This is a genomic window from Filibacter tadaridae, assembly GCF_900609045.1.
In the GTDB taxonomy this organism is placed as follows: domain Bacteria; phylum Bacillota; class Bacilli; order Bacillales_A; family Planococcaceae; genus Sporosarcina; species Sporosarcina tadaridae.
In genome coordinates, this window is sequence record NZ_UXAV01000039.1 from 64,161 (window position 1) to 78,597 (window position 14,437).

Sequence of the window (14,437 nt, forward strand, 5' to 3'; positions counted from 1 at the left end):
AAGGAAGGTCCGTCTGGCGGGATTTTTTGACTTAGATGGCGGATTAACGATAAACTAAAGAGAAATAAGGGGGAGTTTTTTTGAAACCACATTTAATTGTCCTCGACCTCGATGGGACATTACTGACAGATGAAAAAGTCATCTCTGAAAAAACAGCACACACATTGAAGTTAGCAGAAGAACAAGGCCACCATGTCATGATTGCGACAGGTAGGCCATACCGTGCAAGTGCAGCCTATTACAAACAACTAGGTCTTAAAACGCCAATCGTCAATTTTAATGGTGCTTTTGTGCATCATCCAACCGATACGTCATGGCAAACGATTCACGAGACAATCTCACTACCCGTTGTGAAAGACGTCATCGATGCTATGCAACAATTCACCTTCCACAATATCATTGCGGAAGTAATGGATGATGTGTATATGCAAGTTCATGATGAAAAATTGATGGATATGTTAAGTTTTGGTGATCCACACATTACTGAAGGCGACATTCGTCAGTACTTAAAAGTGAATCCAACAAGCTTACTTATTCAAGCGGATGAAGATAAAGTTGACCCCATCCGTAAACACCTTGCTGAAGTACACGCAGAAGTCATCGATCATAGACGTTGGGGTGCACCTTGGCCTGTCATTGAAATCGTTCGTCACGGTTTGAACAAAGCAGTCGGCCTTTCACACGTATCTAAATGGATGGACATACCGAAAGAACGAATCATCGCATTCGGTGACGAGGATAACGACCTTGAAATGATTGACTATGTCGGGGTCGGCGTGGCAATGGGCAATGGAATTGATAGACTAAAATCAATTGCCGACGAAGTAACTTTGACAAACAACGAAGACGGCATTGCCCACGTGCTGCAAGAACGGTTACACTTGAACGAACGACGACTTTAAGGGAGGAGTTTACATGCGGATTTTTGCAGATAGTGCAACTGATTTACCGAAGTCATTCTATGAAGAAAATGACGTCACACTTTTTCCATTACGTGTTCTTATCGGAGACGATGAGTACGATGATATCGTCACCATTGATTCGAAAGAAGTGTATAAAGCGATTCGGGAAGGCAAACAACCGAAGACATCGCAAGTATCACCGGAACTTTTTCTTGAAAAGTGGAAAGAACTTGCAGCATCTAAAGAAGATGGCATTTACATCGCGTTCTCCTCACAATTATCAGGCACATACGACACTGCCGTCATGATTAAGGACCAAGTGAAAGAAACAAACCCGGGTATGAACCTTGTCATCATCGATTCGCGGTGTGCATCACTTGGTTACGGTCTTCTTGTTAAAGAAGCCGTTCGTCTCCGTGCCGCGGGTGAAGACGTGCGTACAATCGAGCGGAAAATACGGGCAATGGCGGCTCATATGGAGCATTTGTTTACAGTTGAAGATTTAGACTATATGGCACGCGGCGGTCGTGTTTCAAAAACCAGTGCATTCATAGGTGGACTTCTGAACATTAAACCCCTTCTGCACGTCGAAGGCGGTAGACTCGTTCCAATTGAAAAACAACGCGGACGTAAAAAAGTGTTGCGACGCATGATTGAACTCATGGAACAACGCGGGGACCGTCTATCTGAACAAACCGTCGCCATCAGCCACGCAGATGATGAAGCGATTGCGAACGAGTTAAAAGCATTAATCGAAGAAAAATTTCATCCGAAAGAAATCGAAATCCATATGATCGGCTCCGTAATCGGTGCGCATACAGGTCCTGGTACTGTATCAATCTTTTTCCTGAATAAATTGAATGAGTGACCAGTCGAAGTCAAGAATACGCGAATATATGACTATCAAAATTAGTACTAGACACCGACAGCAGTAGAAGATTTCTGCTGAATGAAAAAACCTTCTTTGAACCGGCTTTTACCGGAACGAAGAAGGTTTTTTGACATTGTTTTAAGAGTTCTCTTCACTTGTTTGATTTCTTCCTTTTCTCCTTACAATAAATATAAAGCCCAAGAAAAAGACAACGACTAAAATTGTAGCAATCAGATAGGGTGTATTGTACCCTACATCATCTACTACAATATAGATTTCAGCTACTTCACGGTCCAATACGACATGATAGAGATCATCCTTTGTTTGTCGGATGAAATCATCACTTAAGACAGCACGCAGACGTTTATTGTCACCTAGTAATTCATTTGATATTGCTAAGTTTTCTGTATGTGTCGTATTGTTTATCGCAACAATCCATGTTTCTTCATCGGATTGACGTTTAAAGACCGTAAATCCGTCTTTATTGTGCAGCATTTCGAAATCACCTTTGCGAAGCGTTTCTGATTTGTTACGCAATGTATTCAAATCACCTATGAAATCTTTTAATTCCATATCTGTTTTGAAATTCACAAGCGGATGACTCTTGGGTGCCTCTTTTCCGTTTACAGCAATTTCAGTACCGTATGGAACGACCGGAATACCCGGCAATGTAAATAAAGCTGCTGTTGCTAGTTTCCATCTAGTCGGTGGGAACATTCTTTCTTTTACGATATCATATGTAAATCGGGGTCCTGTCAATTTATCGAATTGAAGGAACTGCGGTTCTTTTTCTACTTTAAACTGCGAAAGAGGTGACGTATCCGCATCTGATTTTACGTACGATTGTTTCAATGCATTCATTTTTTCCGCGTTTACTGCGGCATCAAAATCTGCATCGCTTTCTACGTTTGTAATCACATAAGCATCAGGTTTCGCTTTCTTTATCGCCGCAATCATTTCATTTAGAAAAGTTGTGTCGGCGGCATCTATTTTTGTTAATCGGATACCGTCTAAATCATATTTTTCGATAAATGTAATGACAGCCTTTTTCAAAGCATCTTGTACATCCTTATCTGTCAGGTCCCAATCTATGGTCCCTTCAGATGCAGGTATTGTCTTGAACTTGCCCTCTTTTGCCCATACATGGTTCGCGCTGACACCGGCTAGTGGGAAGTCGGCAATAACGGAAATGTCTGCCTTATGAACAGCTTTAAGCATTTTCGAAAAGTCTTTATCTGTTCCAAAATGTGGTTCCAGTTTCGCATAATCCAGCACTTTGCTGCCGTCATATGATTCGGTTTCAAAAACAGAACCAATAGATAGCAATGTAAAACCAAGATCTGTTATATGATCAAGTCTATCCACGATCCCTTTGAAATCGCCACCATTGAATGCATGTAAATCTTGTGAATCTACGTCGATATCATTCGTGCCATCACCGTTATTATAACGGTCGACTAAAAGGTCATATATACTTTCGTCCGCTATCGTCCTGTCTGTTTTCGCAGACGCACTAATAGGGCTTAGTAAGGATACAAGTAGTAATAGTGTTGCGATGAGTCCGAATCCTTTATTCACCTTCACAAAAAAGCCTCCTCTAAACGAACTGTCTTCCGCCATTTTACCAAATGATGACCTTAATCGCCATTCATTCAACTAAAAACAGGTATCCCGCTAGCGAATTAGGTCGATTTTGTGAATAGAGGGTGTGACCCAGCAAAAAAATACCCGCTGGCATAATCGCCAGCGAGTACTTTATTCTTCAAATGATTCATCTTTATCCACCAGTTTGTTCATTTTCCGCGAGGTCAGATAGACAGCAACAGCGAAAAGCGCCATGAGTAGCAATATGACAATAAGCATTACGACGCCCATGCCTGATTCCATCATACTCCCCCCTCTGCGGTCAATTTAAGCGAACCAGTCGAAGCCGATTGGTAATTTGAATCCTAGGAACATCGTAACCAAAACGAAAACGAGGAACAGAATCCAAAAAATCGAAACACTTTTTCCTTTTTGCGAACGAACTAGAACCATTTCCATCATTCCGATTGTTAGAAGACCAAATAGGAACTTCATGCCATAAAGCATTCCATCGATACTTGAATGCTCGAAGAATAGGAATGCACCTGTTAGTAAAATCAAAACATAAAACAGACGGACAATCATATGTGCAATCTTTCTACCTTTTGAACGCGGCTCTAAACCACTTACTACGATGAAAAGAATAATACCGACAACCCATGTGAAAATATGAAGATGCGTTGTGCTTGTGAATACGTCCAAACTAGTCACCTCGTTTAATAGATTTCAGACTCAATCGTACCACAACAGCCCTTTTCACGGAAGTGAATCATCTCACACGAAACGGTTTACGAGTGTGCCAATTCCTTCAATGGACACTTTTACAGTATCCCCTTTTCTCAAGAACGTTGGCGGTGTCATTCCTTTGCCGACACCCGCAGGCGTTCCTGTTAAAATGATATCCCCCGACTCAAGCGTTACATATCGAGAGATTTCGGCAATCAATTCGTCAATTGAAAAAAGCATCGAGCTTGTATGTCCATTCTGTCTAACCTCATCATTCACTTTTGTGACGATTGATAAATCATGTGCATCTGGAATTTCATCTTTTGTAACAATATATGGTCCCATTGGACATGAGCCGTCTAAACTTTTGCCAAGGAAATATTGTCCGTGCGCCGCCTGGATATCACGTGCCGTTACATCGTTTGCAATCGAATAGCCGAATACGTAATCGTAAGCCAGTTGTTTTGGAATATTACGGCCTTCTTTACAGATGATTATCGCAAGTTCACCTTCATAGTCCAGGCTTTCCGTTACATCTGCGTGCACAGAAATGTCTTGTTCGTCAGCAGCAAGCGTAGTTGGTGATTTTGTGAATACAACGAGTTTTTCGGGAGGTGCTTCCGCCCCCATTTCTGCTGCGTGATCTGCGTAATTTTTGCCGACACATATGATATTTTTAGCTGTTCTCGGTAGTGGAGCTAGCCATTCGATAGCAGTAAATGGTTGTTTGAAACGGTCTGGGTTTTCATCTACTTGCGCTTGTTCCGTAAGTTTTCTCACCTTCTCAACAAAATCCAATCCCGCTGCAATTCCATCTGTAATCGTCTGTGGAAAATTGGCTTCTCCATAGGCTTCCGCAATCGCTAACATATTCCATACGGCGTCTTCCTTTTTTACTTTCGGACCGAATGCTGTTTGTCCGTTATAGCGGAACGACAATAATTTCATTTACTTGACCATCCCTTCAGATATAGGTTGATATTGAATCCTGTGTGGTTACCCTTTGAATTTGGTGCCAGCTGCTGCCACAATTTGAAGAGCGCAAATGGTGTCAGTAACTGGACACCGGGTGTGCTTTGTGTCAGTAACTGGCACCTGAGTGTGTAAGTTCGTATACTTACTAGTTCGACAAGTGCCGACTTATTCCTTCTTTATCTTACAACTTCTTTCCGTACGTCCCTTTTCGCCATATCCATTCAAGTGGTCCCATGCGGAATTTTGACAACCAAATTTCTGCAAATAGGACTTGGATAACGAACACGCCAACTGCAATCCACGTTCCTGTCGCCAAATCGACTTTTCCGTACAGGCCGAAACCGTACGAATAGAAAATCAGCGTTGCGACGATCGACTGTGTAATATACGTTGTCAGCGCCATCCTACCCGCCTTTGCGACAGGCCTGAATACTGTCGTAAATAGCTTCACTTGACATAAAAGAAGCACTAAGCCGATGTAGCCGCCCGCGAGTACAACCCCACCAAATAAGTCTTGTAGCATCCGCACGTCTGATGTCGGTCCACTAGTAAACGGCAATGCCTTCATCCATATACCTGCGGCAAGCCCCACAACCGTAACGATTGCAATACGTCCCTTGAATTCACTGGCACGCTCTATCACTTTAAATTTCGACAGTGCTGCACCGAACATGATGATTGGCAATACGATGAAAATACCCATAAGCGATCCGCCAAGCCCCACCAATATCCATTCAAAAAAACGGAAGCTGAAGATTTCAGCGAACGTTCCATGTGCATACGCACTAATGGAGAGTTCAATTTGATGGATATCTGCATATCCTTCCATCATTGCATTCGGATTAGCTTTTTCAAGCATATATGTGAGTAAATAAAGCATACCTGAAGGCAATACATACAGAACTATCGCCAGTGACACTAGCCATTTCTTTGGAATGCGCATGAATGCAATCATCACAAAGCCCATCAGTGCATAAGTGAACAGTACATCACCCGGCCAGATTAGCAGTGCATGGATCAAACCGAATACGAGAAGAATTCCGAGTCGACGTGCTAAAAGTGATGCATAAGGTGTGTCGTTCATCTTCGCTTTTTCATATTGCATATTCAGACCATAACCGAATAACAAGGCGAAAATCGGGTAAAAACTTCCCTCTATAAAAATATCAATCCATTTATATGTCATCTCATCACTCGGGGAACTGAACCACGTATACGGATCCATATACAAATAAGGTGAATGGAAAAGCAACATATTGGCGATGAAAATACCAAGTAGCGCAAACCCTCTCATCATATCCAACGTTTCAATCCGATTACCCGCTAATGTAGGTGTTAACTTCAATCTGATTCCCCCTAAATACGTACAGTCCTTCGTCCGTCAAACAGATAAAGAACTTTCTCTTTAATTGTGATGTTCATAATCTCTTCAATCGCCTGTTCGTAGAGCGATAACTGGATACCATAACGTACTTGCATTTCTGCATCTATTTCTTCATCCGACTGGAAACGTCCTTGAACGCGGTCCGTTTTATAATCGAGCAATACCCAGCCATCTTGTTCTTCAAATAGACAATCCGCAATCCCTTGCAAGATTTGATAGTCTCCATCTTTGCCGTCATACGCATAGGTAAACGGCAATTCACGCTCTATGCGGATTGCTGATAGGAGCCGCTTTGCAATGGGTGTGTTGAAGAAACTTTCTATCGATTCCACATCGACCGCATTTGCTTCTTCGCGTGTCAACAATTGACGTTCCACCAGTTTATCGACAAGATTTTCGATCTTTATGGCATCATTGGCGTGATGAATATCGATATGCTGCATAATAGTATGCATCGCCGTTCCCACTTCCGCTGCTGATAAAGCCCTTGATTGCATGAATGCCGGCCGTTCATGCAGATAAGCCGTACTCACTTCATCACTTTTCGACATAAATGGATCATCCCTATCGACTTCTTGTTCAAGAATAGCCAATCGTTTCAACTCACTTACTGTCTGTTTTGACCGTTTCGTGACGGAAGCGGCATGAGGATAAGTTGCATCAAATCGTCGCTTCACTTCTGCAAGCACACTTTTCTCAACTTCCGGCTCTTCGATTTCTGCTACTTGCTGCTCTACCTCATCCGCTGTTTCGGCCGTAACCGTGTACAGCGATGAGACCGGTATCGCGTCAATTTGCCAGATGGATGGATCTTCAACAGAATACCCGCCCGCAATGACGCCGAATTTAGAGAACCCCATATGTCTCGCAACTGCAGGCCCGATCCAGTCGAGGTAGCCGTTTGCACGGGAACGCGTATATTCCGGCAGCATAAGGACGGGGTCGATGAGCTGCGCATCTTGCCACTTGCCTATTGCTTTTTCAATCTCCTTTACAGAACCGATTATCATTAGTTGCTCTTTTGCGCGCGTCATTGCGACGTATAGTATCCGCATCTCTTCCGACCGCATTTCAAGCTCTTTCTTTTCCTTCATCGCAAGGAATGGCAACGATGTATAGGTAATCCGGTTATCAGGATCAATCGCTTTTACTGCCAGACCGAAATGCTGGTCGAATAAATATGGTTCATTGAAATCCATTTTATTGAATTTCCTACCAGCTCCTGCGATGAACACATACGGAAACTCCAATCCTTTTGAAGAGTGAATCGTCATAATGCGAACAACATCTTCTTTATCACTTAATGATCGCGCAGCACCCAAGTCATCGCCGCGTTTTCTCATCCGGTCTACAAAACGCAAGAATCGGAACAACCCGCGAAATGACGTCTTTTCATAATCAATCGCCCGATCATGCAACGCGCGCAGATTGGCCTGGCGCTGCTTGCCATTTGCCATCGCACCTGCCATTTCATAGTAATGCGTATCGGTATACACTTGCCAAATGAGTTCAGACAACGACCCACGTCTGGCGAGATTGCGCCATTCTTCAAATTGAATAAAGAATCGCTGCAACTTCTCCTGCGTTTGGGGTGCCATACCTGCCCCACCCGTTGAAATGAAACGCTTCAATGCTTCATAAAACGGTTCATTTTTCGCCGCAAGCCGTACTTGCGCCAATTCATTTTCCGTTATGCCGACAAACGGCGCACGCAATACGGAAGCAAGCGGAATGTCTTGGTAAGGATTATCGATAACCCGCAATGTATTCAACATGATCATCACTTCGAGCGCGTCGAAATAACCGCGTTTCAGTTCCGTATGTACAGGCAGGCCCGCCAATTTAAACTCTTCTGCAATCTCCCCCGACCATGTCATCGACCGCATCAAGATGACGATATCCCGGTATTCAAGGGGACGTTTTTTATCACTGAATGCATCGGTTACTTCAGCACCGGACGTCATCAATTCTTTAATTTTCTTGATCATGAATCGTGCCTCGGCTTGCGAACTTTTCAAGCTTTGCCCGGCGAGTTCCGTTGCCGCATCCAGCTCTTCTTCGTCTTCCTCATTTTCGTAAAGCAGCGTTAACTGGGCTGCCATTTCCTTCTCAGGATAGTTTGCCCCGTATTTCAGTGCCGCCGCGTCATCGTAATCGATTTCGCCGACCCGTGCACCCATCACTTGTGAAAAGATGAAATTTGTCGCATCGAGTACTTCTCGTCGACTCCTGAAGTTCGCATTCAAGTCGATTTTTAACCCATCTTCTGCATCTGTGTCCGTAAACCGATTATATTTCCCGAGAAATAGCATCGGTTCGGCAAGTCTGAACCGGTAGATCGATTGTTTCACATCGCCCACCATGAACAGATTACCGTCCGATTCGCCGCCCCGCTTCACGAGCTGGACAATTGTTTCTTGCAATCGATTGACATCCTGGTATTCATCGACCAACACTTCCGCAAACCGGTTCCGATAATCGAGCGCAATATCCGATGGTCGAAGTTCATCATTCTTTTCAGTGGATAAAATACGCAGTGCATAATGCTCTAAATCCGAGAAATCGACAATCCCGCGATCTATCTTCACTTGTTCATACCGCTTGCCGAATTCAACGACTAAGTCGATGAGGGTATGCATGGTAGGTGCCATTAACCGAATTTCATCCAAAAGACGCGCAGCTGTCCTTGTGAAATAGTCTTCTTTCAAGTTGTTGACGATTTTTTTCACTGTATCGCGCAACGTTTTCGCCCGTTTTGCAAGTTCTTCATCACACGAATCCTTACGAATGGTCCCCGCTTTCACCCATTTAAGGGATGCAAAAAAGGCGTACGTTTCTTCCCACGAGCCTTGTGTAATACGGCGAATCGCTTCGTCAATCCAGAGTAGATCCGTTTCTGCAGTCGCTGCAAGCGGTTCAGGACCGTCTGGCATGAGCGCAATTCGCCTCATATCACCAAGTAAAGATGCGGCCTCTTCCAGTGAATGCCGAATCGCCGTTTTCAACGGCTCGATAAAATCCAAGTCTTCTATGGACGCATCGTCTTTAATTTCATATTGTGCTGGAATGAGGCGAAGCCATTTTTCCGGCACAGGATGGACGCGCGAATAGTCGTACAACCGGTCAACAAGCGTTTCAATCGACTGATCGTTGCGATCCGATGTGAAACTATCCGCCAATCGGTACATCGCTTCTGGATTTTCAGCACTATACGCCTCCTCAAGTACATCACCGATTGTATCGTCACGTAATAGGGCCGCCTCGGTACTATCCGCAATCCGAAAACCGGGGTCGACATCCAACAAATAGGCATACTGCCGCACGACATTCAAGCAAAATGAGTGCAGTGTAGAAATCTGTGCTTTGTTCAATAAATTCAGTTGCCTTCGTAAATGGACGGACTCAGGACGTGCCGCAATTGCTTCTTCCAGGGCTTCCGCCATGCGGTGACGCATTTCTGCCGCGGATGCATTGGTGAATGTAACGACCAGCAATTCATCGACATCAATTGGACTTTTTTCATCCAACACTTTTTCAATCATCCTAGTGATCAACACTTTCGTCTTTCCTGAACCGGCGGCAGCGGACACAAGGACGTCTTTGCCCGTCGCCCAAATCGCTTTCCACTGTGCATCTGTAAATGTCAGCCCTTCAGGTTTACTCGGTATGTGCATCATCCGCCACTTCCTTCCGCATTTTTTCAAGGGATTGTTCAGGTTCTAACTCGTCATATAAACGGTACGGTTGTTGCGGGTCTGTCGGGTCGAACTGACAGACCGAACGATAGGAACAAAATTGGCACGGCATCTTTTCGCGCAATTTGTAAGGCAAGACCCGTGTATCACCCGCAAGCATGCCGTCTCCCGCTTTTTGGTGCCGCGTCCGTACATAAGAACGCATCATTTGCATATCGTCCGAAGAGAGTACTTTGGACGCTTTTGTAAAGGAACCATCCGTTTTAAGGGCAGCTGGAATAATTGCTGACGACCGCCCAATATCCTCATCCATGCCGACGACGACCTCGGGATGCTCAAGCAGATAACCCTTCATCTTATATGATTTAGCGATTTCAGCTTCCAACAATTCCTGCGTTAATTCCCTTCCCGTACGAATCATCGGATTATGGACATGCATATACAATACACCCGCAGGATCTGCATGGACGCCAAGCCATTCTTCCGCATTTTCAAGCGCCACATCGAGATAGGTCATCATCTGCAACGACAAACCATAATACACTTCCGACAAATCAAGGCTTTTCGCAGATGATTTATAATCCACAATGCGGACATAATTTTTACCGCCTATTTCAGACGCATCCACCCTGTCAATCCGGCCACGTAATTTCATGGAATTCCCACGGCGCAACGGGATATCGAGCGAAGGTAGTTCTTCACCCGGACCGAATGCCGCTTCAATGGCGACCGGCTTGAAGATTGTCGCTTTCGCTTGTGTACTCAGTGAGTAAATTGTGCGCTGAATAATATGCATCAGCTTGCGTTTAATATACAAATAACGATTCGTTGACAATAAAATCCGGTTGAAGAAATAAGGTGAAATATCTTCAACAGCTTCTCTTGCCAATTTCCAACATTCCTCTTTCGAAAGCGCGGCCCACGATAGCCCAAGACGCATCGTTTCATCCGACACCAATTTTAAAGCCGCGTGAAATAAATCACCGATAGCTGGCGCCTCAAGTGTGAACTCCGAACGTTCGCGGAGGCCAAGTCCGTAAGACGCATAATGTTGGAAAGGACAGCTGTAATAGGATTCGATACGGGAAACGCTTGAGACGAACGATTCTCCGTATAGACCTGTCGTCAATTCAGGACGCAGTCGGTCTGTTTCATTGTTCGTATACATCGGGCTTAAAATCTGGGTTATAATCGCTTTCCATAGCGGATCTTCTTCATAATAGGCGAGCACGGCCCGCCATTCTTTCGACAGCGTACCCGCGTGCTGTGCTTCTTTCATTTTCATCGATACATACGGCAGTGCTGCACGTGGATGACTGATGTAATCGAGTGGATTTGTATCAGGCGACAGCTCGGATGGATCCGTCACTGCCAGTTTCGTTTCGATTCCTGCGAACAGTTGGCGGATTCGTGTAATGTATAACGATGGAATAAGTGCCTTGCCCTCTTCATCGGCAGTCGGATACGATACATAAAGCCGCTCACTTGGTGCTGTAAATGCCCGATACGCCATATAGGTTTCATCCATCAGCTTCATTTTCGAAGTAGGTGCGAGTTCAAAACCGATTTCAGCGAACCACTCTCGATCCACATCGGAAAGAATACCTTCATTGTCAATGCGTTTCGGCAATACGCCATCATTGACGCCAAGAACGAATACCGCATCGATATCCATGAGGCTAGAAACTTCCACTGTCGTTACGGTGATTTGGTCAAGCGATGGAGGGATACGCGCGAATTCAAGCGAATCAAAACCTTCATCCAAAATTCGCGCAGCACCTGCCGGATCCATTTGGACATCACCGAACATCAGCACAAACTGATCAAGTACGTTGATCCATCCATTCCATGCCTGCTCATGTTCAGTTGCACCGAGTAGCCGACCTGCACGCTCCTCTTCAGCACGCAAGTCGATAATCTTATCATAGACATGTGTTTGTTCCATGAAGGTAAACAAGGCCTCCGCCACTTCCCGGCCAGTCTTCGAACGCTTCAGCCGTTTTTCAAAATGAGTAAGGGGTTCTCTAATTAGGTCGCGGACAAGATGCAATTCCTCTTCCATCGCTTTTTCTTCATCGGTTTGTACATCTGTATACAGTTCAAGTCCGCGGTACCGTTTAACGCGCCAACGACTATCATCGAACCAACGATTTTCATAAATTCCTTGCGCAAGCACATAATTTTCAAGGCGGTCAGCCCGTTCGCGCCATAATTTCTTGTCTTCGCGATGCGGGAAAAAGAGATCTGTCTTGACTGCACGGAAAATAGCTTCATACGACCAACCAGACGACACCGCTTCTAATACTGAACGTGAAAACTCAATGAGCGGGTGATGGAGCATCGGCTTTTTCTGGCTGATGAACACCGGGATGTCGTATTGCGGGAATATCGTTTCAATCAGCTCATCATATAGTTCAGGCTGTCTATACAGCATGGCAATGTCTTTATAACGCTTCCCTTGGATCATCAATTCACGGATTGTACGCGCAATCGCATGGACTTCCGCACGACGGTCCGCCGCTTCGATCAACACGATGCCCCCTTCAGCCGCTTTTTCAGGTGCCGGATAATGATCGAACTCCGCCTCAAAATGCGTAAGGTCTGCATTTTGGAATCGAAGGGCTTGAGACATATATATATCTTCTTCTACATCCACTGATTCGCTGCGCGCCAGTTCACGCAATTTAAGTGACGTCCGAACAGGATTGAAAAACAATTCATGGTCGCGGAAGCCTGTAAGAGCCCCTTCCATCGGTAACACAACAGTCACCCGATCTGTGTGTTTCATTAATTCCAAAACAATTTCCGTTTCACGTGTTGTGAAATTTTCAAAGCCGTCAATATAGATGGATGCGCCTTGTAACAGCTCCGAGTGTTTAATTTGCGAAGCGAGAAGGGCAAGATGTCCTTCACTGTCAACGTATGTTGTGCCAAGCCGTTCCTCGATTTTGGTTAAAAGTAGTGACAAATCGCTTGCTTTGTCGAGCAATGTGCGTGGTGCCCCTTTTGCCGCAAGTTCATCATGTAGATCATCCATCGTGACGCAATCCAGACAATAGCGGCTGAATTCTTTCAGTAAATCACCAATTTGTTCAGTGAATCCCCGTTTATTTGCAGCTTGACGGAATAACTTGAATTCATCTTGATTTTCTTCCAAGACACTTCGAACGAGCATCCGATAGCCGAAGCCATCCACTTCCTTACGTGTAATACCGCCCGTTTCCTGTAAGATTCGCCATGCAAGCCGTTTAAACGTCAGCACTTGTGCACGAATAATTCCTTTCAATCCGAAATTGACGGACAAACTATGTTCCATCGAAAACGACATTTGGTCTGGAACAATTATAATAATAGGCGCTCCGACCGGATTCGTCGTCAACTCCTCCGCAATTTCACGTTGGATAAACGTCGTCTTCCCTGCTCCCGACCTGCCGGTGATAAAACGCAATGACATGAATGATCGCCTCCTCTTCTAGTGGACTTGTATGTATTTCGGGCAAAACAAAAAATCCCGTCTTCCTTTCTTTCATTGTACAGAAAGATAAGGAGGACAGGTACTAATTGATAGTTTGAGTTTGGTTATTTTTCCTCATGGTGTTGTGCAAACGACCGGAAGTCCGCCTCCACTTTATGATTTACTTTTTTTTCGAACCATTTGCCGACCAACCACAGGATGAAAATGATGACGGCTACAATTATCGTGCGAACCGGTTGCGTCAAAAGTGCCTTCAAATCATATCCGATGAAGCTGATTGTGAAAATCATAACAAGTTTCCCAGCCATCAGCGTGAACAAATAATACGTTTTCTTCATATCTGAAAGGCCTGCGACCAGGTTGACGAGCGCTGAAGGTGTAAACGGAAAACAGATGAACAAAAAGAGTGGTCCAAAACCATTGCGGTCTACCCACTTAATAAGTTTCTGCACTTTTGCACTTCTCGTTAAAAAACGCAAAAATCGATTGCGGCCGTATTTTCGAATGATGAGAAACACAGCATACGATCCAACAACCGTACCTGCCCATGATAAAATGAACCCAAGCCAAAGCCCGTATGCTGACGCATTTGCGAAAACAAAAATGAATAACGGAAGAAATGGCAGGAAAGATTCGATAAAGGTCAATAACAATCCGACAAACGGCCCAAGTGCCTTATAGTGTTTTGCTAATTCAACAATCGTATCTACGTCAAACCAATCATGCATCCTAAACACCCTCACTAGACTCTTATTCTATATACTGTTAAGTATGTCCAATTTTCTACTCGATTAATAGTCATTATTCACAAAATTCCCTTTCAGA

10 protein-coding genes are annotated in these 14,437 nt (G+C 44.5%); 2 read left to right on the forward strand and 8 right to left on the reverse strand.

Annotation, left to right across the window (positions count from 1 at the left end; translation table 11 throughout):
• Positions 1-80 precede the first annotated feature (80 nt).
• Positions 81-902, forward strand: a complete 822-nt coding sequence (locus FILTAD_RS08230) for a Cof-type HAD-IIB family hydrolase (RefSeq protein ID WP_124070002.1) — start codon at positions 81-83, stop codon at positions 900-902.
• A 13-nt stretch (positions 903-915) separates the two neighbouring features.
• On the forward strand, positions 916-1,770 hold the full coding sequence (locus FILTAD_RS08235; RefSeq protein WP_124070003.1) for a DegV family protein: 855 nt from the start codon (positions 916-918) through the stop codon (positions 1,768-1,770).
• A 141-nt stretch (positions 1,771-1,911) separates the two neighbouring features.
• Here the strand turns inward: FILTAD_RS08235 and FILTAD_RS08240 are convergent, their stop codons facing one another.
• The 8 genes from FILTAD_RS08240 to FILTAD_RS08270 form a co-directional block, all read right to left on the reverse strand.
• Positions 1,912-3,357, reverse strand: a complete 1,446-nt coding sequence (locus FILTAD_RS08240) for an alpha-amylase family glycosyl hydrolase (RefSeq protein ID WP_124070004.1) — start codon at positions 3,355-3,357, stop codon at positions 1,912-1,914.
• 171 nt (positions 3,358-3,528) lie between these two features.
• A complete protein-coding gene (locus tag FILTAD_RS16195) occupies positions 3,529-3,660 on the reverse strand; it encodes a hypothetical protein (protein ID WP_282432575.1) in 132 nt (43 codons plus the stop codon).
• A gap of 24 nt (positions 3,661-3,684) precedes the next feature.
• Positions 3,685-4,059: a YisL family protein gene (locus FILTAD_RS08245; protein ID WP_124070005.1), complete on the reverse strand. Its 375-nt coding sequence runs from the start codon at positions 4,057-4,059 to the stop codon at positions 3,685-3,687.
• Positions 4,060-4,131: 72 nt separating this feature from the next.
• Positions 4,132-5,031, reverse strand: coding sequence for a fumarylacetoacetate hydrolase family protein (locus FILTAD_RS08250; protein ID WP_124070006.1), 900 nt, complete (start codon positions 5,029-5,031; stop codon positions 4,132-4,134).
• Between the two features lie 208 nt (positions 5,032-5,239).
• On the reverse strand, positions 5,240-6,403 hold the full coding sequence (locus FILTAD_RS08255) for a DUF418 domain-containing protein (RefSeq protein ID WP_238988193.1): 1,164 nt from the start codon (positions 6,401-6,403) through the stop codon (positions 5,240-5,242).
• An 11-nt stretch (positions 6,404-6,414) separates the two neighbouring features.
• Complete coding sequence (gene addA, locus FILTAD_RS08260; protein WP_124070112.1) at positions 6,415-10,116, reverse strand: helicase-exonuclease AddAB subunit AddA; 3,702 nt, start codon at positions 10,114-10,116, stop codon at positions 6,415-6,417.
• The gene (gene addB / locus FILTAD_RS08265) at positions 10,100-13,591 is read right to left on the reverse strand and encodes a helicase-exonuclease AddAB subunit AddB (protein ID WP_124070007.1); all 3,492 of its coding nucleotides are present in this window, start codon (positions 13,589-13,591) and stop codon (positions 10,100-10,102) included. The genes addA and addB overlap by 17 nt, the downstream gene beginning before the upstream one ends.
• A gap of 125 nt (positions 13,592-13,716) precedes the next feature.
• Positions 13,717-14,340 carry a TVP38/TMEM64 family protein gene (locus FILTAD_RS08270; RefSeq protein ID WP_124070008.1) on the reverse strand — a complete coding sequence of 208 codons (624 nt, stop codon included), beginning with the start codon at positions 14,338-14,340 and terminating at the stop codon, positions 13,717-13,719.
• Positions 14,341-14,437 lie beyond the last annotated feature (97 nt).